We start from the raw sequence: 22,101 nt of genomic DNA on the forward strand, positions 1-22,101 counted from the left end.
ATGACTTGCTTCCTAATGGCGTTAAATCCAAGATTTGCGGATGAAATCCTAACCGGGCTGAAGAAGTGTGAGGTAAGGACATTCTTAGGATCGATAGGAGTAGGCGATACAATCCTTGTCTATTACTCAAGCCCCGTCAAGGCAGTTAAGGGATACTTCACGGCAGGTAATTCCATAGTGGTGAGACCTAGCGAGTTAATGAACGTATTAAATAATAAGTGCAGTGATATGCCCAGGGACAACCTGGAATACATATTAACGAAGTACTTAAGGGCTAAGAGGAGAGTGCTAATACTTAACATAATAAACCCAGTGATGTTACCGAGGATAATACCGTTAACTGAGTTAGTTAAATTGAACATAAAAATACCAAGAAGCTACACCAAAATAGATAATGAGACCTGCCAGAAGATATTAACAAAAGCTTTTAATTCAAGGCCCTCAATAAATTAATCGCCGGGGTGGCCGAGCTAGGTCCAAGGCGCGGGACTCGAGATCAGTACAAGACATCCCGTCCCCGCAAGGGGCCCGGGTTCAAATCCCGGCCCCGGCACCAAGAATTTCTCACGCCATTAATATGCATGCGTCATCCATTACTAAACTAAATGTACCTAATTATGCCAGGTTAGTGATAAGCGTGGATCTATGCCCTTGAGTTCTTAAGCGTATTGAGTAGTATAGGTTTTAAATCGGGATTGAAAGTAATACATAATGGGTAATAGAAAGAGAGCTTAAAGTGAGCATGGATGGTTAGCGAGGATATCCTGAATAACCCGCTGTGGTTCATAATTGGGGTGATCGTCGCAATGGCATAGCCATAGCAATAATCATTGGCCTGCCCATATATCCATCCTCTATGATGCTCACCCCACCACCTACTCAGCCTGCTGATCAACGCCGTGGAGACTGACGGCATGGTGATCATAAACGCCAAGTCCATTGGCCTGGGCAGCATTCAAATACGTGGGGTAACCCTCTACTTAGACCATGACTTAGTCCTATGCGATTCAGTAACGTACTGCCTAAACGGGCAATACATAACACACATACTGACATTGCACTACGGCCAGGCCAATCATTAACAATCATCGAGACCGACTGCACACCACCCGTTGACCAGGTGACGTCTGTGATAGTAACGGTATACATAGGTAACTTCACGGCTCAAGTATCGTGAATCCTCCTTCAATAATTTATTTAAAAGGCGATGCCTAAGATTACGTGGGACTTAATGAATCACATTAAGAGGGTCGTTATCGAGGAGATTAGGGGAAGGAGGTTCAAGGTCGATGGTCCATCGAGTAAGGAGAATAACAAGGTGGAGCTAAGGAGGATTAACGTACTAACCGGCTGCAACGGCTCATTCAAGACGTCAATACTCGAGGCATTAACGGCATCCCTACTAACGCTAAATAGTCCAAGTTATGCTCAATCCCTGGCTACAGTAGCCATGACTCTCAGGATGGATGAATGGCATTGGTGCTTAGCTCACTGATTACCTGGCTGATTCCTTGCCCGTGGGTAGCGCAAGGATTACGTAGTCGGAGTTGCCGCACTGGCCTATGGAGTCCACGGACTTAACGCCAGCGCCTCTCACCATTGCGTACACGGCCTTGTTCACGTCATAGCCGTAGATAATGTTGCCCTTACTAACCAGGTTTATTGCCATGCCCCTACCCATCCTACCCAAGCCTATTACGCAGACCCTCATTAACCAGCCAATGCCTAAGCGCCCTAAATATGCATAGCGTCAATTCCCTGACCTGCCCATGATGGAATCCGCGATCCTCCTGACCTTATCAATGACATCACTGGGTGCGGTAACATCCATTGGGTACTCCCTACCGCCGTATTCCTCGGGTAGCTTCCTGGTTGCGTCTATACCAACCTTACTGCCCAGGTTTGGTATTGGTGTTGATGGGTCCAACTCCTCCACTGGGTAGTTATCAATTATTAGTATGTCCCTGGATGGATTAACGTGGGCTGCAATGGCGTACATTACCTGCCCCCAATCCCTAACATTGACGTCCTGGTCAACCACAATAATCACCTTACCGAGGACTGGTACCAAGCCCCACAACGCCGCCATGGCCCTCCTTGCATGGCCCGGGTACTTCTTCCTAATGGAGACTATGATTACGTAGCCAAGCCCCTCGGGCGGTATTTCGATGTCCACTAGCTCAGGGAGTACCTGCCTCAGGAGTGGTTTCACGACTTTTGTACCAAACCTTATTATGTTGCCGTCCTCAAGCACGGGCTTCCCAGTCACAGTCACCGGGATTATTGGGTCTCTCCTCGAGTAGATAGCCTTAACCCTGACCACCGGGTATTCCCTGGCTATTGAGTATACGCCAACATGATCGCCGAAAGGCCCCTCCCTGACAAACTCGCCAGTTAACTCACCCTCAATGACTAACTCGGCGTTGGCTGGGTACTCAACATCCACCGTTGAGCCCTTAACGAGCTCAACACCCTCACCACGTAGCACGCCGGTGACCAATAACTTATCCAGTGGGTGCGGTATTGAGACTCCAGCCATTAGCATGGTCACTGGGTCAGGACCAAACACAATGGCTACCTCGGGCCTTTCACTGAGTTCTCCATACATGGCGCTCCTGCGCCAGGGCTGCCAATGCATAATGAGCCTATCCTTACCAATGATCTGCAGCCTGTAGTAGCCGAAGTTCCTGTAATTACCGTACCTAACGAAGGTTATGCCAAAGGTAATGAACCTACCTGGTTCATGAGACCACTGCCTAATGGCAGGTATCCTAGTCAAGTCAACCGCATCCCACTCCACTTCCCTAACAGGCTGTTGCCAACGGTCCTCGGAAAGTATTGCGAGAACCTCCTCAGCTCGCCCAGGGTCTTTATGGCGTCAAGGAATCCCTGCGGAATCCTCAGGTTTAGTAGGTCCACGAGATTGGATGCCATGGCCTCAGGATCATTACCTTCCATGGCGAGCATGACCCTATCCCACTTACCGAAGAGATTCCCAACTATCGGCAGTGTACCCTCCCTAGTCCTCTCAATAATGACCGCAGGACCACCCCTATACATCAACTCCCTCAGCAGGGCTGCAACCTCAAGGTCGATGCTAAGCGGCTCATTAACCCTAGTGAGTTCATTCCTCTCCTCCAGAACCTTAATGAAGGCTCTCAAGTCCTTGGTTACCACGTAGGTGCATTACGTACTTAGTAATTAATGGTTTCCTCCACGGAAATCCTTAAAATAGGCTAAACGATGATGACACGATATGGGTATTAAGATCTGGTTAACCTCATTTAGCCCAACCACGCTGACCAGTGCCTTCTCATCCGTAACCCTAGGAACAGCACTTGCCTGGTACCTGAATAATAAATTCAACCCGATAATATACGCAATAACACTAATAGCACTCCTACTCGCCCAGGCAGGGGTTAACCTAGTGCATGATTATTACGATTACCTAAGCGGCGTTGACATACTATACAGGGCAAGCGGCTTCTCCCACAGGCCGCACCCAATAATAGACCTTAAACTAAACCCTAAGGACGTGCTCACGGTTGGTTACGTATTCTTGGCGGTAGCATTCATGGCTGGCATTTACCTATTCCTCCTCGTTGGTTGGCCGGTGCTTGTGCTTGCCATTGCAGGTTTAATAATTGGTATTGGCTATAGCATACCACCACTGAAGTTTCACTACAGGGGTTATGGCGAGGTGCTTGCGGCGTTGGCCATGGGGCTGGTCACCTGGGTTCGTACATCGTGCAGACCAGCATCTACACGAACCCAGCGCCATTAATTGTCGGGTTACCCAATGGCTTATTCACACTCCTAATCCTAATAGGCTCTGGCGCCTTGGAACTTGATGCCTGTAGGGCCGTTGGTAAGATAACCCTAGTACTCCTCGTGGGCATTAGAAACACGAAGTACGTGGTCTACGCATCAATAGCCATTATGTACCTGGCAATTGTTTTCTCGGCAATACTGCACTACCTGCCATACATCTCGTTAATCTCGCTACTGCTAATTCCACGTACACTGAGGTTGGCAGGGCCACTGCTCAGTGGTGATGAGTATGTGGTTAGGAGTAGGTGGAGGGAGCTTAGGAATTTGTGGGCTGGCCCATTCAGTGTTAGGCTTGTCATGCTGATAATATTCATAGTCTCAATTATCATCGCCAGGGTATACCCACCACTCTCGGTATAACCTAACGGAACAACTTAAATAGTCAGTACGTGCCATGGTCAATGCGTGAATTCGCAGAGGAGTATTGAGGCGGTTAGGCTTAGGGCTATCATCAGCGCCTACCTTGGCTGGGTCATGGACGGTTATGATGCACTCCTCGTCACCCCAATAATGCCATTACTAGGTGAATTATTCTTCCCGGGACCATACTCACTACTTGGTGGATTATCAACACTGGTGGCCACGCTCATTGGTAGGCCCCTGGGCTCGGTGGTGATGGGTTACGTAGGCGATAGGTTTGGTAGAAGGGTTGGCCTATTAACTACGGTCCTCGGTTATAGCCTATCAGCTAGTAATAGCCCTATTACCGACTTACGCGGTAATTGGCGTATTAGCGCCATTAACCCTACTAGCGCTGAGGTTTCTACAGGGAGTCTTCCTGGGTGGTGAGTGGGGTCCTGGGACTGCGATGATCATGGAGTGGAGCAAATGGAGGGGTGAATTAACGTCAGCATTTGTACAGAGTGGCTACCCAATAGGCGTTATTATAGCCACGATCGTTAATGTACTATTCCTAACCTACATGGGCCCGACAAGCTTCAATGCCTATGGATGGAGGATCTACATGAGTACAGGCGCCATAGTCGCAGTACTAGCCTTCGTAATTAGGAGCAGGCTAATAGAATCACCACTCTGGTCGAGACCTAAGGCAAACCCATTAACGCTATTGTTCAAGCGCGGTGGTACCCAGCTTGGCTTTGGCGTATTATTCACGGGCGGTCTCCTAACGATTTACTACTCCACATACCTAATATACTCAGACTTCCTCAAGGCCATAGGTGAGGCTGCCATAATACCCGTCGTCATGCTAATCTCGACCATAGCAGCAGTTACGGCCGTACTCCTCGCGGGTCCACTGTCTCTGGCGATTAATTATAGGTGGTTCATAATAGGCACATTAATAGTGTCGCTGGCCTATGCACCAATTGCCTTAATGCTGAGTCCTAACCTTACAAACCTAGTGGTGCTGGCGTTTATTGAGAATTTCGCAATGGGCCTTGTGCCATACGTATTAATTGACGAGTTCGATGTTCAATACAGGGCTAGTGGGCTTGGAGTTTCGTATAATTGGGGCTTACTCATTGGTGGCTGGGCACCTATGATAGTTGGCTTGATAAGTCCCATGGGCCTGGGCATGGTAGTGATGATGACGATTGGCGTAGCCCTAACGATTATTGGGTTATTAATGCTTTCGAGAATGAGAAAGTAATCTCCACTACTTCACTAACTCCCTTAATATCGTGAGCATTTTTCTGGCGTTCTCAAGCATCCAGTGATCATTGTTGAAGAACACGTAAATAGCCCTGGGGCCCAATGAGACTGCCCTATTGGCTAATTCCTTAAGTTCATCCTCACTATAATCATACATGTACCAGTCAGTCCTACCGTGAAGCCTCAGGTAAACAATGCCATTAGTACTACCGACCCAGGTAATCCCAGGCTCATCAACAGAGACAACCGTGACGCCCAAACCCCTCAACTCACCAATGGCGTCCTCACCCCTGAACCAGGTCTCATGGCGAAACTCAATGGCAAACCTAACGCCGAGCCCTGTCTCTCTGGCGAATACCCTAACCCTCTCCATGTTCTCATCCGTATAGGCGAAGTTCGGTGGCATTTGAAATAGGTAGAAATCAATGTGCGGGTCGAGTGGCTGAAATAATTCCCTAAACCTACGCCAGGTCTCCAGGGCATCCTCCTTGAGCCTCTTCACGTGGGTTATGTACTATGAACCTTAACAGCCCACCTAAGCCCAGAGCCCTTCCCGACCCAGGAAGCGACCTGGTTCCTAAATGGGAACCTGTAAAAGGAAGCGTTCAACTCAACGGCATTAAGCCCGGAATTCCTCATGTACCAGTCAAAGGTCGAGTCGAGATTCCAATCATAGAGCCAGCCAGACGTGCCAACAAACACCTCAACCACGACTTAATCATTGCTAACGCCTTATAAAGCTGGCAGTACCGCTAGTTATTGTGTGATGATGGCTGTCGGGACACCAGAGCGGTGATGAGCACCTGGAGGCTGAGTTTAGGGTTTATTAAGCTTGGCGATAATCAACTCATTGGTCATGGCGGGTAGCGCAATAGACGTAATGTTCGCGAGCGCGTTGGAAATACTTAATTACGCCAAGGAGGAGTTCGAAAAGGCACTGAAACTAAGGGGCATGCTGCTATACAGGAACGCCGCAGACAGGGCATTCTTAGCACTGGTCATAGCCATAAACGCATTCATCTACGGAAAGACAGGCGTAATACCCAGGAACCACGGTGAACGCAGGAAAATCCTCAGGGAGATTGGTCGTGAGGACTTAAGGACACTCTACAGCGATTTAATGAGGACTCTCCATGATGAGGCGTTTTACGAAGGTGTTTATGAGCCTGACGAGGTGAGTTACGCCATCAATAGAATTGAGGGCTTAATTAAGGAGTTAATGAGTGGTTGATGGGCTTAGGGTTAAGTACAGGTGTATTTCTCTAGCTATTGATGATTGGGTTGTGCCGCCACTGACCTGGTGATGATGGGGTCACGAATGAAAATGATTGTTAAACTTACAACCTACACTAGAAACTAGATAATTGGATATACTTATAAAATAAATTAAGGTAGTTTCTTTGAAATAAAGTAAAGAAAAAGAAAAAAACTAACCAATTAAAGCAAATTAGTATGTATGGGGTAAACAAACGATGGGTGATAAGTATCGGCTTATTTACAATATTCGTGCTCCTAGCTATCACGGCCTACTCCCTAAACCTACTAACACCAGGCATTGTGGTCACCACGTACATAGACGGAAAACCCGTAAACGCATACATCCAAGTCTTCGCCGTACTACCACCAGGGCGCAATGAATCCCTTGTCCAGGTCTGGAATGGGACCGCATTCAATGGCGTGGCCAGGGTACCCATCACCGCATTACTGGGCATAGCCAGGGAGTGGGTCAATGCAGGACTAGGCGGTGAGGGTGTTGGTGTTGAGGTGGTTGCAACTTACGTCAATGGATCTACTATTTACTACGATATGAAATTCACAACCTATAAACCGAGCGACTTAATAAGCACGTTAAATAACCCATTGATGGGCATGGTTAAGCTGAACTACGAGAACCTTCAAATGAACCTAACCCTAACCGCGAAACACTCCATTAACATAAAATCTCCACAAATACCATCACCACCAGCTCCGATAGGATGTTGGTGGAACCTACTCTGGTCCTGGCAAACGCCGCAGATAAATATACCCATTACATGGGTTACGGATAATGTACCAAATTACCTAGGTGGTGCACTTAGTGCATATTACAATCAACAGACAACCGCAACCGTGTACTTCTACGCGGCAGTGGGCATTACCCAAGGCTCATCTACAAGCGTAACCTACAGATTCATAGGATACTCAAGCAATGCTCCTGCGCAAAACTGGCAGCCTCTTGGCTTCGGTCTTGTACAGCCTAGTGGTGGGTATATTTATCAGGTGGGTACCCTCGGAGTTGCTGAATTACAGTTGGTCTGTATCACTGGACCAACTAATCAGTATGCGTATGAGGCCTTCGTATCCTCAATAGGGCAAAACGGGCAATTATATATCTCCACAGACATGTCGTACATAAATAGTTTCATGAGCATATACAAGGCGCTTACCGGCGTCAATTCGCGTTATGTGCCCTTTGATGAGATTTACGTAGGTAATGGCTATGCTTATTCATACTGGTTCAGTAATGTTCAGGCATACAATAGTCCGTTTGGTTTTACTGGTACGATACCCATAGGGTTGTTAATAGCGTTAGTGGCTTCAAGGCTTGGTGTTCAGCTTAGTATACCAGGGCTTATACTTGCGAACCTAGTTACAGGACTGCAAGTATCCACGACGCAAATAAGCATAATACAAATACTCGTCAATCAAGCCTCCTCTAAGCCAGCTTACGGTGATTTACTCGTAGCGGCAATACCGGTGACTTACAACAATCCTTCAAAAAGTTACTTCTACTATCCTTACATCCTCGGCTTTAATGTCACGGGCTTAAGCAATTATTCGAGTGGTACCTCAATCTACGTGGAAGGGCCTGGGGTTATCTTTAATCCATGCATTCCCATGAATTCGTACAATTGGACCGTCTACGTGCAGATAGGTAACTCACCACTGTTGGTTCCTGGAGGCACGGTCACGGCCATTATCTACAACTCGCAGGGTACCGCGATTTGGAGTGGCACATTCAGTATACCCACGAGCTTCGATGGTTCACCACCGCATGAGCCAGCCGTGGTTAGTGTTCCATGGACGGTCTTCAATTACGGCGTACCCTATAATACCTACTACATGGAGATAATATATAATGGGTATACCACGAAGTATGGTTCAATAACATATGGAACCTCAACAACCACAATAACTATTTACGCAGAATTTCAAACGTGTGGTTAACACCTAGAAATGTAAATACTAATGATAATGAATTAGAATTTAATAATTTATTTAATTTTTGATATAATGATTTGTTATATTAATAAATCATTATATTCTATTATATAGAGATAAAATACAACAAGAGGTATGCATCAAGGTTAGATATGAGTAAAGTGTCATTAATTCCTCATGCCGTAAAAGACTACGACGTTTGTTATTGATGTCTAAAAACTTCATTAGATAGTAATGTATTATTGCCGCACCTAATCGAGATAATTCGCTATATCCTTGTCCGATAACATAAATTTATCATATGTGGTGATCTTTACATTATTCTCCCTATCAGGATTTAGATTGATATTAATTCAATTTGTGTTGAGGTTTATAAAATATTAATTCTAGTTGAATTCGTATTAAAAAGTGATTAAATTAATACGGCACTATGAATATCCCTACTTCTCTTTACGTATAGGTAGCCGAGTATTATGCCCACTATGAAGCCAAGCAAATGCCCCAGGTAAGCTATGCCGAAGGCGAAGGCAAGTGGTGATAGTAGGAATATTATCGCGAGTATGTTTATTGGGTTGGACAGTATGACTCCCCTGTATGGTGTAGCTATTATGAAGCCCACGAGCCCGAATAATGCCCCTGAGGAGCCGCCGACGAGGACAGGCGTACCCATTGCGTAGTAGAGTATTGGTGAGAGTGATGAGACTACGCCGCTGAGCATGAAGGTCAGCCAGAAGTTTCTCCTGCCGAACACGGTTTCGAAGTATGGTCCGATCATCCATAGGGTTAGCATGTCGAAGAGGTAGTCCTCGAAGGTTGGGTGGGCAAATATGGCGGTCACGAAGCCCCAGGGAGTTATCGGTGGCCACGTGCTACCCAGTAATGCGACTACTAGGTCGTAGGCCGACTGCCCCATGCCCATGGCTATGAATATGGGTACTGTGAATGCCGTGGACACCAGGAAGGCTATTAGGGTGTTCCTAAACCTATACATCGCCTAGCTCAAGCATTTATTCACTAAAATGCCTAACGCACACGCATTTATAAAGGGGGTTAAATCACGAAGCCCTGGTAATGAGGAGTCTAAACATAGTCTTTGGTGAATTCGCCAGGGGATGTAGCAGTGCCAGCTTGGTGTTAAGAGCGTATTATTCATAACGGGGCTATGCCCACTCAACTGCTTCTACTGCCCTGTAGATAGGGAGAGGTTTGGTAGGGATGTAATGTTCATAAACGATAGGCCGGTCAAGAAGTTCCCAGACGACATACTGGACGAAATGGACAGGGCTGGGTCGAATGGCTTGGCAATCACTGGTGGTGACCCGATAATGGTCGTTGATAGGGTCGTTGAGTTAGTTAAGATACTCAAGAGTGAGTATGGGCAGGGCTTCCACATACACATGTACACCCACGCATTAAATCTCAGCGAGGGCGCTGTAAGGAAGTTGGCGGGTAGTGGTATTGATGAGGTTAGGATACATGCAATAAACCCGGCCCAGTTAAATGGCAAGTTAGGCCTACTTAGGGTGCTCAAAGATGCCGGTGTTGAATTGGGACTTGAGGTACCTGCCTGCCTAGGTTTGAGAATGATATCATTAAAGTTGCCGAATTACTTATTACAAATGGCTTGATAAGCTTCGTAAATTTAGATGAGCTTGACGTGAGCCCAGCGAATATAAATAACCTAGTGAGCATGGGCTATAGGCTTGGACCTAATGGTAACGTGACCGGTAGCCTTGATGCAGGCCTTAGGATAGCCAGTGAGATTAGGAGGAGGTGGCCCTGGATAAGCATTAATGTGTGCACGTCTCACTACAAGGACCTGGCACAGATTGGGGCTAGGCTTTTCAGGATTAACATGAGGGTTAGTGCAGGTGATGAATCCGTACTCGATGACGGCACGGTGGAGAGCCAGGGTAGCAGGGGCATACTCATTAAGTTGAGGATTGGTGGTAAGGAGTACACCGTTGAGAGTTATTAATGGCATTCATTTAGTGACTGTAATTCCTTAACGAGCTCCCTCCAATCACTTAACTGTTTAATAAGTTCGTTCCTGCAGTAGATCTCTATCGAGACTATTCCATAGGCATCAATTATTTGATGAGGTGGTGCTGGAAATGCCGAAGCCCAGGCCACGTAATTGCCCTCAGGACTCAAGGCCCTGATCTCCCTCTCCAGGGCTATCATGTTTCTTGATTTCCTTAACCTAATTATGACCCTAAACCCCTTATTCCTAACCATTGTCAGTACTTGTTCGATATCCTTAATTGTAACCACGCATTAATCACCCTTAACAGGCTTAAATGTGAATGCCTTATAATAAGTAATAACTCCCTCCGAACTCACAAGCGCCAGAACCAACTGAGCACCCATACTCTCGCTATACTTAAGCACATTTAACAGTTCCATCACTTGTATACCGAGCCCCTCGCTCACTATCTTAATCATGTACCTCGGGCCTGAGTTCAGCGGGCTTTTTCCCTTGTCCCATACGAGGAAGTCCACGGGCCCGTTAACCACGGGCTTTATGAAGTAGCCCCTCTTCCTCATGTCTAAATACACCGTTAAAGCATGTGGATTCTTCACCTCCCTTATTAATTCATTTATATTAGCCTCATGATCATCAATCACTATCTTGTACCCAATCATAGATAGGTATACGAGCTCTATTGGCCTTAGGACTATGGTACCATCCTTCACATCGCCAATTCCCCTCTCCTCGAATTCATGCGCGCTGCCGTTGTTGATCTTAACGAGACCATATTCATCAATTCCTATCTTCCTGGCGACTATGGTCTTCTCCTGATTCTTCGAATTCATCATTACGCATTATCCATTAATGTAAATATTTAAAAACCCACTACCCATCACCATTAACGGGATTTACCGTGGGCAAGAGAATACTGGTGCAGAGGCGAGGAAGAGGTGGTTCACAGTTTAGGAGCCCAAGTTGGATTAGGGAGGGCCCGGTTAGGTACCTTCCAATGAGTGAAGCTGAGCTTAATGGTGTTGTTAGGGGTGTTGTTAAGGAGTTGATGCACGTGCCTGGGCTTAATGCCCCTGTGGCTAGGATTGTCCTTGAGGATGGTAGGGAATTCCTTAATTACGCCGCTGAGGGCATGTACGTTGGGCAGATAATCGAGATGGGCGCAATGGCAAAACTGGCGCCCGGCAATATACTGCCGCTCAGTAAGATCCCAGAGGCTCGATGATTTACAATATTGAGAAGAGGATTAATGATGGTGGTAAGTTCGTTAGGTCCGGCGGCACGTACGCCGTGGTTTTAATCCACAAGGATTCCACCACAGTTGTTCAGCTACCAAGCGGTAAGGTCATGGAGATTGACTCAAGGGCCAGGGCCACGGTGGGTATTGTGGCTGGTGGTGGTAGGATTGAGAAGCCTATGCTCAAGGCTGGTGTTAAGTACTATAGGTCGTTAGCCAAGTCCTGGAAGTACCCAACGGTTAGGGGTAAGGCGATGAACCCATACGCGCACCCACATGGTGGTGGTAGTCACCAGAAGGGTGAGACGCCCGTGCCGAGGACAGCGCCGCCTGGCCAGAAGGTTGGCATCATAGCGCCAGGTGCACTGGCAGGAGGTGTCCGCAGCTCGTGCCCAGGAGTAAGAGGGTTTGGGCAAGTGGCTATCCAAAGAAGACGAGACTCAGGAATAAGAGGACTAGTGCAATGCCGTCTGAGTGATTCAGTCTTAACCCTTACTCATTAATTCCCTACACTTATTGAGTTCAGTGCCTAATGCTGAGTATTTACTGGCGTCCTTATACCTAATCTCCTCAAGATACTTCTTGGACGCGTTCATTACAGCCCTGAGGATTTCACGTGATGACAGGTAATTCCCATACTTCTCCTGTACCTTGTTAATAATATCGCTGCAATTAATGATACCCTCATTGAGTATGCTTATGACGTAGTTCATCGCATCCTCCATAATCTTCTTAATCTCTGTCCAATGCACATCACCGGCCCTAGTATGTACTAGGCCCTGGGCTGGTAGGTTCGGTGACCAGGTGTATCCGCAGTCTAGGCACTTAAACGTCAATGTCTCTGAAACCACAATTGCAATCCTTCTAGAGCCACATCTTGGGCATGAAATGCCTTGAATGGACATAACCTCATTATGAAGTCAATTCATTAGCTATAAAATGCTTATGCCGGCTTCCGCATGACCGTGGCGGTGGTATTACGCAAAGCGCCTAATGTGCTTGCAGGGTATATTCCTCTGACTAAGCCAGGAAATAATGGTTGGCCCAAACACAACTGGCGCCTTACTAAGCTCATCCACGTTTCTCGAGCCAGTAAGGAACATGGCAATTTTGAACTCCCTAAGCAACTTACCAATGAACTTCCTGGTCTCATCATAACCCTTGAGCGCAGCTAGGAGGAGTGGTCTCGACATCGAGAATGCATTAGCACCAATGGCTATTGCCTTAGCCCCATCAAGACCGCTCCTAATGCCTCCTGAGGCGATCACTACGCCGTTGTACACGCTCCTGACCTCACATATGGATAAAGCCGTTGGTATACCCCAACCACTGTACACATTCGCCTCATCCGTCGTGCCAGCCCTTATACTCTCTATCCTTATGAATGACGTGCCCCCAGTACCAGCCACGTCGATTGCATCAGGGCTGACCTTGGTGGCGAGGAGTTTCGCAACCTCCATGGATATTCCATTACCAACCTCCTTAACAATCAACGGCCTGTTGGCAATCTTCTTAATGAACCTAAGCTTATCAAGGACGCCCCTAAACCAGGGCTCACCCTCGGGCTGGAAAACCTCCTGGGCTGGGTTTAGGTGTATGGCTAATGCGTCTGCATTAATCATGTCTATGGCCTGGGAAACCCAGTCACTAAGCACCTTCTCACCAAGCCTAGAAACCTGTGGGGCGCCAAGATTGGCTATCTTGAGGGCCGTTGGGGCATTCTCAGCAACAACCCTAAAACTCCTAGCCGTCTCGGGTTTTACTATTGCAATTCTTTGGGACCCAACGTACATGCCAATGCCAAACTCCTCCGCACATTTAGCAAGTGCGGCATTTATCTTCTCGCAGTCTCAGTACCACCAGTCATTGCGCCGATGATGAATGGGAACGACAACCTCTTATTGAATATTGTAATTGATGGGTCAACATTGTCAAAGTCAATCTCAGGCAGCGCCACATGTATTAGGTTTACCTCATTAAACAGGTTATTGCCCTCCTCAACATCACGTTCCGACGCAATCCTAATATGATCATCCTTCCTACTCTCAATCATTTAGGCATGAATCAAATAACGAAATAAAAATTTATCCTAAATACCATGTAGTCTATAACCTATATAGTTATTAAGAGTAAATATATTGATTAAACCCATTTCACAATATAAATTTATTAACAGAAGATTCTCAAAAGCGTCTCGGTGATAAGAAAATGTTCATGGTCAAAAACAAATCGAAGAATGAGCAGGTAAATACGGAAAGGAGAATATACAGGGGATACACAGTCGTTGAGTACCTAAGGGACGGCAGGGTCGTTTTATGGAGCGGAAATAAGGCATATACGTTATATCCATGATTTATTACTTAAAAATTGAAAATAAAATCCTATTAAAATAATCATGCATTCTCAAAATATTTTACGTAATTAATTCCTCCCCTCTGATTTTACCTTAAGCCACCCATTAACTACCTCGCTTAACCAATCTGGCATGTTCACATGCTTGATTAATACCTCTATTGTTGAATTATTGAATTGGCAATCATTGATATTATTTACGAAGTCTATGAACCAATTAGGCAGCCCTGAGGCTACGGCTATCGTATATATGAGTTCCCTACCCGTTATGCTATTTAGCACAGTCTCACCAAGCTCAGTGTTCATCAATAGGTATGCCGCGTAGATCTTTCGAAGCACAGGGTCTGACCTAATGTCGGTAGTATTACCATTGGCGCCATTAATGGTCTTACCGCCCACTGGGTCTGGAGTATTTACTTGTTCAATTACATTTGTCGGATTCCTCACACTCACCTGCACAGCCTCAACAGTGTGGTGAAATACCTCCCTGCCCCTCAGGTATGAGAATACCGCGGCAAATATTGCCAATATGGCGGCTGTGTGGTAGGCGTAGTAGAAGCCCACGGCCATTGCCGGCGCTATTGCGCTTGGGAAGAAGGTCAACTTATCAATATTATTAAATACAGCAGTTGGTAGTGATATACCTGCCTGCTCAACAAGGGTCTTTATTGGGTCATAGCCCAGGAATGCCGCGAATAAGGCATAGACTGGCGGTATTGACACAAGCTTCTCGGCATCGGCCATGGGGACTCCAGCATTAAGTAGTGCATTGTATATTGATTGAGTCAATACTGTGGAGGCTCCGGTTAGGATTAGTGTTAGGAATATTGCGAAGCTCATGAGTAGGCCTATGTTTTGCATAGCCGACCTAAGCCCGGAGCTGCCGACCTCTCCGTGGGCGGTACTGCGCTCAGTATTGATACTAGGTTTGGTGATTGGAATAGTCCTGATCCAGCACCCATGAGTAATAATACTGCTGCGAACCATATGTAATTGAAGTTTGTTATTGGTAATAACGTGAGTAATTCAAAACTGGCTGCAAGGAGTATGGCGCCAAGCGTGGACACGACCCTGGCACCAAACCTATTTAGCAACTTGCCGCCTATGGGTGCGAAGATGGCATTGGTTATACTGCTCGGTATTAGGTATATGCCGGCCCAGAGTGGTGTATCTGCATAGGGTACGCCGTGTAATGGCAGGTAGATTGCCTGGAGGAGTAGTGATAGTACGAAAACATTGGCTCCCTGGGCCAGGAATAGGAATAGACTACTGACGACACCGTAGGTAAACTGCCTAATCCTAAATAACTTAACCCTAAGCATTGGCTCGGCAATCCTAGACTCAACAACAAATAACAAGACAAACAGGGCGCCACCAGCACCAAGTAATATCCAGACCATTGGATTGCCCCAACCTAACGATGAACCTCCGTAGGGCATCATTGAGAGCATCAACCCCATGAGCAGCAACACAAGAGATGCTGTCAGTAATGTTGCGCCGACCCAATCAATCCTAGCCTTTGCGAAGCCGGCGGGTAGCCTGTAGACACTCCTGTAAGCCCATATCACGCTAACAATGCCAATAGGTACATTGAATAGGAAGACCCACCTCCAATTTATCGTTGCCAGTAAACCACCGATTACTAAGCCCAATATACTACCTGCGCTGAATGATATTCCCACAATGCCCTGTGCCACACCCCTACGCTCTGGTGGAAATACATCAGTTATTATCGCGGCACTATTACTAAACATCATGGCGCCACCAAGGCCCTGCACAAACCTATAAACAACCATTTGGAGACCGGCAATTGCGCCATAACCTGGCGTTAGGCTAGGAGTAGTGATGATAGCGTGAACACTATATCGCCTATGGTGAATACCCTACCCCTACCGTACATGTCTGATATCCTGCCAATCAACGCCACTGATACAGCCATTATTAATGGGTATGCGAACATTATCCATGACATTATCATGAAGCCAATAGCCGTATTTATACTAAGCCCAATACCCCTAAGTATTGCAGGTAGCGCAATTACAACGGATGAGACATTCATCGATCCAAGCAGGGCTCCAAGGAACGCGTTTATTAATACGGCCCTTCTCTGACCTTCACTTATCGATGCCCATAATTCCCTCTGCATACGATTATGGCATGCGAATACCCAGCATTTATAAAACCTTCTTTGTTAGTGATATCGGCTATTTTCTCTATTTAGGGAAAGGCTTAATTATCAATTGTCATAAATAGGACATTGTGGAGAGAGCCTTAATCATAGGGCTTGGATTCATTGCAACAAACCTAGCTAAGCACTTAATCAATGAAGGCTATGACGTACATGTAACGTATAGATCAGTCCGCGGAAGTAAGGCGTTGATGGTGAAGGACCTACTGGAACTTGGAACTGAATGTAAAGCCGCATAAATTAGACCCAGGTAACTACGATGAATTAACGAAGCTAATCAGTGGTGTTAAGCCAAACTACGTATTTAATACCGTTGGCCTATTAAGTGGTTCGTGGAGTGATTTATGGAATGCGCATGTTGAGGTTCCTCGGAACATTGCCAGGGCAATACTAAATGTCGATAAATCAATTAAGCTAATCCACATAAGCGCATCAGCGGCCTCAGGGATTATAGGCAATTTCATAAAGGAGGAGCCCGTGCACTGTGACTACACGTATGTGAGGCCCAGGAGCGATTACGAGAGGTCTAAGTGCGATGGTGAGAGGACGATCAGGGAACTGGGTAATGAGGGGCTTAATTACGTCATTGTAAGGCCAACACTGGTTTATGGCTATTACAACGACCATGATGAATTCCTCAGTCTTTACAGATTCGTCAGGAGGGGCCTAATACCGAGGGTTCAGGGGATGGTTAATGCCATCTACGTGGGTTACCTGGTTCGGATGCTCGAGAAATTGGCCGTGAGCGATGAGTATAGGAGTGCATTCCTCTACGCAACGGAGTGTACCATGTATAGTATAGGCGACTTCGCAGAGTTAATGGCCCAGTACTTAGGCGTCAACGGCATTAGGATACCACTACCGCCGAGACTGGTCAGCCCATTCCTACCTAGTGGCGTTAGGTCGCTGATTAAGTATGTCAATGTGCAGTACGGTTGTGAAAGTACGACGAGGGTTCTGGGGGTTGTCGAGCCTGGCATTGGGGTTGGTGTTAGGGAGATGGTTGATTGGTTGAGGAGGGTTTATGGGTAGAGTAAGTATTTAAGCCCTCATTGCACATTACCGTGATGAGCGAGCCCAGGGTTGCGGGCATACTAATGGTCATTACCGGGGCCTTCTTGCTCATACCAGCCGTACTGCTTGGTATTGCGTCAATAATTCTCGTGCCAATACCCAACATAGGCACTACAATTATTTGGGCGCTTACTCTGATAGTCATTGCCTTGGCAATAATGAACATAGGCGCTGGTGCATTATTAATATCGAGGCAGGGTGATCCTGAGATTCATACATTGGGCATTGTGGTCGCTGCATTGAACCTTGTCTTTACCTGGTGGACAATAGTAGGCGCATTACTTGCCGTACTTGAGTTGGCATTCCTAATATGATTTTCATTATGAAGTATTCCTTATAACCACAGGAGCTTCACTAAATGCCGTGAAAGTAATTCCACTTGGTATTGGTGGTTGGGTCTCTAATCCTCTACTCGGTAATGTGTCCCTAGTGGTGGAGATTGATAAGTCGAGGATTTTAATTGATGCTGGCGAGGGCACGTATAGGGCCTTAAGGATGTGTGGCTTTGACGTGGATGACTTGGATTTAATACTCATAACACATAGGCATGGGGATCATGTAATGGGCCTAGCAACACTGGCGCTCTTTGCAAGGCTTAAGGGAATTACACTTAAGGTTTATGGCCCTAGGGATGTAGATTTGGAAAAGCTCTTTGATGTGTTGGGCATACCGCAGTACCTATCGGCGGTGGACTTCCACCCAATAGACCCAAGCCCAGAGCCGTTAACCGTGGTAATAAGCCATGACTATAGGGTAACAGCCGTATTGGCAGACCACACCGTGCAAACCCTGGCATACAGGATTGATGGGTCTGATGGCTCATGCATTACATACAGCAGTGATACAAGACCAACGAAGAACATAATTAATCTGGCGAGGAGCTGTACATTACTGATACATGAGGCATCGGGAAACCCAGGAACTGAGGAGGTATCTCACCTGCATGGTCACTCAACGACGAGTGAAGCAATTCAAGTGGCTAGGGAGGCTGGTGTTAAGTATTTAATGCCTGTTCATTATTACGTGGAGCCGCCCATATTAAGTGGTGTTGGTAATGATATTAATATCATTATTCCATTACCATGTATGCCACTTGATATTCAGAAATTAAAATGATTGGCAATCAACTCACAAATTGCTTTAAAGATAGTAATATTATGCTTAGCAGTGTATAATAATAAGCAAGTCTCTTAGAGACTTCGATATAGGTAGTATAAAGAGATAATCATTTATAATCATTTATATTAAATATTCACATGAATGCACGATGAGAAAGGTTTTTTAAATTCGATATCAGAACCGATATTGGTGAGTAGGATGTTTGGAATAACTAGGTGGGGGGCATGGATAATTCTTAGTCAAATAACGGATAGAATAAAAATGAGCGATTTAAGAAGCAAGGTACCACTCTATGGAACCGCCTTCGACTATGCAATAAGCGCATTGCAAATGGCCGGTTTAATAAGGGTTGTTAAGGAGGGTGGTGAGGAGTACGTGGAGTTAACGGAGCTGGGCAAGAATGTCAAGAGTTGGTATGCAAGCTATCCATATTCACCAATGCCCTGGGGCCCTGGTTGGGGTTGGTTTTACGGAGGGTGGCACGGTGGTTGGAAGCGTTGGTGTCATTGGTGGTGGTAACATAATGCCGTAACATACTCAAATTAAAATCACCTTATTATTTCCGTGGGAATTCTCATGATGACCCTAGCCATTGGCGAAACAATATTAGCAGCAAGTCTAATCAGCGTGACCATGCTACCCCTAACCTCTAACTTCCTAAACACACTAAGCATTGTGCTCACCGGATCCTTTAAACCATCAAGCACCTTAAGCCACGTGTCATAATCAGCAATAACCACGTACTGATATGAGTCTATGTTTGGATTTATAATAAGGGATGCTTCACTACATGAGTTATTAAACCTAAGAAATACGCCTATTGACTCGACCTTATCAACACCATATGCCCTTTGCAAATAATTAACCACATTGGGGCTTAAATTCCTACCAACGAGCAAAACGTCTATTCTCCAGCCATTAATTGCATTAAGGAAATCTTTATCATTATTAAGGTTTAGACATAAAGCATTAACCCATTCTCTACTTGGGAATTTATATGTCATTATACGATGATTTTTAACAATGATATTTTAAGCATTCCCCCTTAATTTAGCATTGATAGGTAATTAGATAGGCATTTAATGAATTCAAACCTACACTTACGGCAATCATCGGTGTACCACGGCTTTAGACACTGGATCATAATCTCCTGGTAAATCCTCCTTGAATATTCAACTCTCTGGCTAATCACAGGATATATCATTAGAGAACTATCCTATAAATTTACGAAAACCCTTTAAGCAATAATCATTATATCCTGGATACCCTTTCTAATAATTGAATATTATGCATGTAATATTGTTATCTCTCTAATACGTGATATTTTATTGTATATACAAGTGTAGAAAGAGGTTTTGCTTAGTTAATTTTATTTTGCTTTCAATTACTAATTAATTTGAAATAGAAATATAATATTAATAAAGTATCAGCGAACAGTAAATTACATAGCCATAGCAGCTAGCATACAGAGGATCAGCAGCAACGTATATTTCCTATTCTAAGGGTAGGTTGGTAGTCTTCCCCCATATAAATACCCTACTTTGATGAGGATCCATTACCTGAGACTTTTTACTGTACTTGTTTTAATATGGATGGTTTTTGACTAAATAATGCTTTCAAGTCGAACGTTCGTCTTGGATTTCTGGCTATTACGGCACCAGTATATGGTCTCCTAGTTGGTATGAAGTCCACGTCATTGAAGAAGATCCACGTGAATGCCGCTGAGGACGCCAAGTCCCAGAAGTAAACCTTCAATTCCTCCCTCTCATTGGTTATGAGATTAAGGACTAACCGTGTTTCATATCCTGACCTGAAATCCCTATCCTTATATATGGTTAGGACTACACGGTCCTTCTCAACAATCTCAGGGTTGACCTCCCTGTATCCGGTTACGTGTTGTATTGCGTATATTCTATCGCTCTCCTCATACATAAATATGCCGTCATCCGTAAGGAGTTGCCATACGTTTATTAGCACCTTTATCCAGTTCCACGGGCTAAAATGAGGGGTCGTGAGTCCCCAAATTAATGCGATATCGAACTTCTCCCCTAACGCCATTTCCTCCAGGACGTTGTGAATGATAACCCTAGGCTCAAAGCCAAGTTCCCTGAGGCCAAACCTCCTTGCTTTATCGAGGGCGCTTTGGCGTAGGTCAACTAGGGTCAGGTCAACCTTAATGCCCAGACCCGCCAAGACCTTGGCTAGGGCGATGCCTCCAATGCCTACGCCACTACATAGATCAATTACCCGAACACTCCTCTTTCCACCTATGAACTCCCTAAACCACTCATGCCCAGCAACCCTTTCAAACGCTGAAACCGTTTCCTGATATCTCCTAAAGCCTCAGTTGTGTCAGGGTCTTCACGCCACGGAAACACACTATAGAGTCTCTCCATATACTCGTGCAGGGACATTGCGTCGCCTGAGAAATGAGAATTAAGAGACGAGCAGATAAAGCTTGCGTCTCCCTAGGAGACCGCGGTATTTGTATATCGAAAAATATATTTGTCTCTGGTTATCTTAATCTATGGCGATAAATAATGTATCGTTATGTCTTTGGGCCTGTGCCTTCACGTAGATTGGGTAAATCATTGGGCGTTAATGTCGTCCCACTTAAGTACTGTAATTTCAACTGCATATACTGCCAACTTGGCAGAACAAGGCATGTAATAAATGACCTAAGAATGTTTTATCCACCTGAGGATATAATTAAGGAGATGGAGGTGGTTGTAAGGGCTAGGAATTATGATTACCTAACGTTTATTGGTGATGGAGAACCAACGCTATACGCTGGCCTTGGGAAGCTAATACAATGGGCTAGGAATAACCAGGATAGGCCATTGGCGATATTAACTAATGGGGCCAAGTTAATCGATGAGGAAGTTAGGTCTTGGTTAAGTGAGTTGGATGTGGTTAAGGTTAGTACTGATGCAGGTAGTGAGAGGACGTTTAGGCTCATAAATAGGCCACATAGGGAGATAACCTTTGATAGGTTCATAGAGGGTATTGAGAGGTTTCGTGAGGTATTTAGTGGACAGATATGGACTGAGGTTATGCTTGTGAAGGGGATAAATGATAATGAGGAGGAGATGGAACGTATTGGTGAAGCACTGAGAAGGTATAGGCCGATAGGGTCTATATGATGGTGCCTACGAGACCACCTGCAGAGCCTTGGGTTAAACCACCAACGTCAGACGTATTGGTAGGTCTCGCTAAGGTACTTTCGAGATATGTGAATAGTGATAGGATCTTCATAATAGATTATGTTGAGAGAGGGGAGTTTCATATTGATAAGAATGACCCGGTAAATAGTTTGTTGGGTATTCTTAAGGTACAGCCAATGACTGTTGAGCAGGTCATGGATGTTATTAGGAGGAATAATCTGGATATGGAAATCCTTGATAGAATAAGGAGTTTAACGAAGGAGGTCGTGTTTAATGGGATCACGTACTTAGTCTATTCTAGTGAGTAATTTAGATTCATTAAGTATATAGTTAATTTAGA

Annotated in this window: 31 protein-coding genes, 1 tRNA gene and 3 pseudogenes; 21 read left to right on the plus strand and 14 right to left on the minus strand. The window is 45.5% G+C overall.

Going from position 1 to position 22,101, the window contains the following annotated elements; all coding sequences use genetic code 11:
• The 4 genes from JCM14467_RS05980 (at position 1) to JCM14467_RS05995 (ending at position 1,495) form a co-directional block, all read left to right on the plus strand.
• Positions 1-453, plus strand: coding sequence for a hypothetical protein (locus JCM14467_RS05980; RefSeq protein WP_252900974.1), 453 nt, complete (start codon positions 1-3; stop codon positions 451-453).
• Between the two features lie 2 nt (positions 454-455).
• Positions 456-556, plus strand: a tRNA-Ser gene (locus JCM14467_RS05985).
• 343 nt (positions 557-899) lie between these two features.
• Positions 900-1,082, plus strand: coding sequence for a hypothetical protein (locus tag JCM14467_RS16415; RefSeq protein ID WP_252900882.1), 183 nt, complete (start codon positions 900-902; stop codon positions 1,080-1,082).
• Between the two features lie 149 nt (positions 1,083-1,231).
• Positions 1,232-1,495 (plus strand): hypothetical protein, encoded by a 264-nt coding sequence (locus JCM14467_RS05995; protein WP_252900883.1) that lies wholly within the window; start codon positions 1,232-1,234, stop codon positions 1,493-1,495.
• Here the strand turns inward: JCM14467_RS05995 and JCM14467_RS06000 are convergent, their stop codons facing one another.
• Genes JCM14467_RS06000 through JCM14467_RS19925 form a run of 3 tightly spaced genes read right to left on the minus strand, consistent with a single transcriptional unit; the run spans position 1,496 to position 3,177 of the window.
• Positions 1,496-1,711 (minus strand): NAD(P)-binding domain-containing protein, encoded by a 216-nt coding sequence (locus JCM14467_RS06000; protein WP_054849492.1) that lies wholly within the window; start codon positions 1,709-1,711, stop codon positions 1,496-1,498.
• A gap of 39 nt (positions 1,712-1,750) precedes the next feature.
• Positions 1,751-2,800: a UbiD family decarboxylase gene (locus JCM14467_RS06005; RefSeq protein ID WP_342765482.1), complete on the minus strand. Its 1,050-nt coding sequence runs from the start codon at positions 2,798-2,800 to the stop codon at positions 1,751-1,753.
• A complete protein-coding gene (locus tag JCM14467_RS19925; protein ID WP_342765483.1) occupies positions 2,776-3,177 on the minus strand; it encodes a hypothetical protein in 402 nt (133 codons plus the stop codon). The genes JCM14467_RS06005 and JCM14467_RS19925 overlap by 25 nt, the downstream gene beginning before the upstream one ends.
• A gap of 79 nt (positions 3,178-3,256) precedes the next feature.
• On the opposite strand from JCM14467_RS19925, the gene JCM14467_RS16420 reads away from it, so the two are divergent.
• Genes JCM14467_RS16420 through JCM14467_RS06015 form a run of 4 tightly spaced genes read left to right on the plus strand, consistent with a single transcriptional unit; the run spans position 3,257 to position 5,440 of the window.
• On the plus strand, positions 3,257-3,784 hold the full coding sequence (locus JCM14467_RS16420) for a prenyltransferase (RefSeq protein ID WP_252900884.1): 528 nt from the start codon (positions 3,257-3,259) through the stop codon (positions 3,782-3,784).
• The gene (locus JCM14467_RS16425) at positions 3,748-4,191 is read left to right on the plus strand and encodes a hypothetical protein (protein ID WP_252900885.1); all 444 of its coding nucleotides are present in this window, start codon (positions 3,748-3,750) and stop codon (positions 4,189-4,191) included. The genes JCM14467_RS16420 and JCM14467_RS16425 overlap by 37 nt, the downstream gene beginning before the upstream one ends.
• A 45-nt stretch (positions 4,192-4,236) precedes the next feature.
• Positions 4,237-4,620, plus strand: a complete 384-nt coding sequence (locus tag JCM14467_RS16430) for an MFS transporter (RefSeq protein ID WP_252900886.1) — start codon at positions 4,237-4,239, stop codon at positions 4,618-4,620.
• Positions 4,586-5,440 carry an MFS transporter gene (locus tag JCM14467_RS06015; protein WP_342765491.1) on the plus strand — a complete coding sequence of 285 codons (855 nt, stop codon included), beginning with the start codon at positions 4,586-4,588 and terminating at the stop codon, positions 5,438-5,440. The genes JCM14467_RS16430 and JCM14467_RS06015 overlap by 35 nt, the downstream gene beginning before the upstream one ends.
• Before the next feature lie 6 nt (positions 5,441-5,446).
• Here JCM14467_RS06015 and JCM14467_RS06020 read toward each other — a convergent pair.
• Positions 5,447-6,153 (minus strand): annotated as a pseudogene (locus tag JCM14467_RS06020) (DUF72 domain-containing protein).
• A 145-nt stretch (positions 6,154-6,298) separates the two neighbouring features.
• Here JCM14467_RS06020 and JCM14467_RS06025 point away from each other — a divergent pair.
• The gene (locus JCM14467_RS06025) at positions 6,299-6,673 is read left to right on the plus strand and encodes a PaREP1 family protein (protein WP_054849493.1); all 375 of its coding nucleotides are present in this window, start codon (positions 6,299-6,301) and stop codon (positions 6,671-6,673) included.
• 275 nt (positions 6,674-6,948) lie between these two features.
• Complete coding sequence (locus JCM14467_RS06030) at positions 6,949-8,649, plus strand: hypothetical protein (RefSeq protein ID WP_252900888.1); 1,701 nt, start codon at positions 6,949-6,951, stop codon at positions 8,647-8,649.
• A 406-nt stretch (positions 8,650-9,055) separates the two neighbouring features.
• Here JCM14467_RS06030 and JCM14467_RS06035 read toward each other — a convergent pair whose 3' ends face one another.
• Complete coding sequence (locus tag JCM14467_RS06035; protein ID WP_054849495.1) at positions 9,056-9,634, minus strand: rhomboid family intramembrane serine protease; 579 nt, start codon at positions 9,632-9,634, stop codon at positions 9,056-9,058.
• Positions 9,635-9,794: 160 nt separating this feature from the next.
• Between JCM14467_RS06035 and JCM14467_RS16435 the strand changes: the two genes are divergently transcribed.
• Complete coding sequence (locus tag JCM14467_RS16435) at positions 9,795-10,271, plus strand: radical SAM protein (protein WP_252900975.1); 477 nt, start codon at positions 9,795-9,797, stop codon at positions 10,269-10,271.
• 29 nt (positions 10,272-10,300) lie between these two features.
• Complete coding sequence (locus JCM14467_RS16440; protein ID WP_252900889.1) at positions 10,301-10,621, plus strand: hypothetical protein; 321 nt, start codon at positions 10,301-10,303, stop codon at positions 10,619-10,621.
• Here the strand turns inward: JCM14467_RS16440 and JCM14467_RS06045 are convergent.
• Positions 10,618-10,917 (minus strand): hypothetical protein, encoded by a 300-nt coding sequence (locus tag JCM14467_RS06045; protein WP_054849496.1) that lies wholly within the window; start codon positions 10,915-10,917, stop codon positions 10,618-10,620. The genes JCM14467_RS16440 and JCM14467_RS06045 overlap by 4 nt on opposite strands.
• A 3-nt stretch (positions 10,918-10,920) precedes the next feature.
• The gene (locus JCM14467_RS06050; RefSeq protein ID WP_054849497.1) at positions 10,921-11,463 is read right to left on the minus strand and encodes an endonuclease; all 543 of its coding nucleotides are present in this window, start codon (positions 11,461-11,463) and stop codon (positions 10,921-10,923) included.
• 65 nt (positions 11,464-11,528) lie between these two features.
• Here JCM14467_RS06050 and JCM14467_RS06055 point away from each other — a divergent pair.
• Positions 11,529-12,342: pseudogene (locus JCM14467_RS06055) on the plus strand (50S ribosomal protein L2).
• Between the two features lie 7 nt (positions 12,343-12,349).
• On the opposite strand, the gene JCM14467_RS06060 reads toward JCM14467_RS06055, so the two are convergent.
• On the minus strand, positions 12,350-12,769 hold the full coding sequence (locus JCM14467_RS06060) for a hypothetical protein (protein ID WP_054849498.1): 420 nt from the start codon (positions 12,767-12,769) through the stop codon (positions 12,350-12,352).
• Between the two features lie 72 nt (positions 12,770-12,841).
• Positions 12,842-13,917, minus strand: a pseudogene (gene fni, locus JCM14467_RS06065) (type 2 isopentenyl-diphosphate Delta-isomerase).
• Between the two features lie 155 nt (positions 13,918-14,072).
• Between fni and JCM14467_RS16445 the strand changes: the two are divergent.
• Positions 14,073-14,216 (plus strand): hypothetical protein, encoded by a 144-nt coding sequence (locus tag JCM14467_RS16445; RefSeq protein WP_252900890.1) that lies wholly within the window; start codon positions 14,073-14,075, stop codon positions 14,214-14,216.
• Positions 14,217-14,285: 69 nt separating this feature from the next.
• On the opposite strand, the gene JCM14467_RS16450 is transcribed toward JCM14467_RS16445, so the two are convergent.
• The 3 genes from JCM14467_RS16450 to JCM14467_RS16460 are packed head-to-tail and all read right to left on the minus strand — an operon-like array spanning position 14,286 to position 16,362.
• Complete coding sequence (locus tag JCM14467_RS16450; RefSeq protein WP_252900891.1) at positions 14,286-15,077, minus strand: hypothetical protein; 792 nt, start codon at positions 15,075-15,077, stop codon at positions 14,286-14,288.
• The gene (locus JCM14467_RS16455) at positions 15,065-16,012 is read right to left on the minus strand and encodes an MFS transporter (RefSeq protein ID WP_252900892.1); all 948 of its coding nucleotides are present in this window, start codon (positions 16,010-16,012) and stop codon (positions 15,065-15,067) included. The genes JCM14467_RS16450 and JCM14467_RS16455 overlap by 13 nt, the downstream gene beginning before the upstream one ends.
• Positions 16,013-16,044: 32 nt before the next feature.
• Positions 16,045-16,362, minus strand: coding sequence for a hypothetical protein (locus tag JCM14467_RS16460; RefSeq protein WP_252900893.1), 318 nt, complete (start codon positions 16,360-16,362; stop codon positions 16,045-16,047).
• Positions 16,363-16,475: 113 nt separating this feature from the next.
• Between JCM14467_RS16460 and JCM14467_RS16465 the strand changes: the two genes are divergently transcribed.
• The 5 genes from JCM14467_RS16465 to JCM14467_RS06090 all read left to right on the plus strand — a co-directional run bounded on the left by JCM14467_RS16465 (position 16,476) and on the right by JCM14467_RS06090 (position 19,116).
• Positions 16,476-16,643, plus strand: a complete 168-nt coding sequence (locus tag JCM14467_RS16465) for a hypothetical protein (RefSeq protein ID WP_252900894.1) — start codon at positions 16,476-16,478, stop codon at positions 16,641-16,643.
• Positions 16,618-17,436: an NAD-dependent epimerase/dehydratase family protein gene (locus JCM14467_RS06075; protein WP_252900895.1), complete on the plus strand. Its 819-nt coding sequence runs from the start codon at positions 16,618-16,620 to the stop codon at positions 17,434-17,436. Before JCM14467_RS16465 ends, JCM14467_RS06075 begins: the two co-directional genes overlap by 26 nt.
• A 35-nt stretch (positions 17,437-17,471) precedes the next feature.
• Positions 17,472-17,792 carry a hypothetical protein gene (locus JCM14467_RS06080; protein ID WP_054849499.1) on the plus strand — a complete coding sequence of 107 codons (321 nt, stop codon included), beginning with the start codon at positions 17,472-17,474 and terminating at the stop codon, positions 17,790-17,792.
• A gap of 49 nt (positions 17,793-17,841) precedes the next feature.
• Positions 17,842-18,594, plus strand: coding sequence for an MBL fold metallo-hydrolase (locus JCM14467_RS06085; protein ID WP_054849500.1), 753 nt, complete (start codon positions 17,842-17,844; stop codon positions 18,592-18,594).
• Between the two features lie 201 nt (positions 18,595-18,795).
• On the plus strand, positions 18,796-19,116 hold the full coding sequence (locus tag JCM14467_RS06090; protein ID WP_054849571.1) for a hypothetical protein: 321 nt from the start codon (positions 18,796-18,798) through the stop codon (positions 19,114-19,116).
• A gap of 29 nt (positions 19,117-19,145) precedes the next feature.
• Here JCM14467_RS06090 and JCM14467_RS06095 read toward each other — a convergent pair whose 3' ends face one another.
• A complete protein-coding gene (locus JCM14467_RS06095) occupies positions 19,146-19,601 on the minus strand; it encodes an SCP2 sterol-binding domain-containing protein (protein WP_054849501.1) in 456 nt (151 codons plus the stop codon).
• 565 nt (positions 19,602-20,166) lie between these two features.
• Positions 20,167-20,790: a hypothetical protein gene (locus tag JCM14467_RS06100; RefSeq protein ID WP_054849502.1), complete on the minus strand. Its 624-nt coding sequence runs from the start codon at positions 20,788-20,790 to the stop codon at positions 20,167-20,169.
• A gap of 347 nt (positions 20,791-21,137) precedes the next feature.
• Here JCM14467_RS06100 and JCM14467_RS16470 point away from each other — a divergent pair, with 347 nt between their 5' ends.
• Entirely contained in the window at positions 21,138-21,740 is a 603-nt protein-coding gene (locus JCM14467_RS16470) for a radical SAM protein (protein WP_252900896.1), read from the plus strand.
• Entirely contained in the window at positions 21,737-22,069 is a 333-nt protein-coding gene (locus JCM14467_RS16475) for a hypothetical protein (protein WP_252900897.1), read from the plus strand. Before JCM14467_RS16470 ends, JCM14467_RS16475 begins: the two co-directional genes overlap by 4 nt.
• The last annotated feature ends 32 nt before the right edge of the window (positions 22,070-22,101 follow it).

The organism is Vulcanisaeta sp. JCM 14467 (assembly GCF_001316245.1).
Taxonomy (GTDB): domain Archaea; phylum Thermoproteota; class Thermoprotei; order Thermoproteales; family Thermocladiaceae; genus Vulcanisaeta.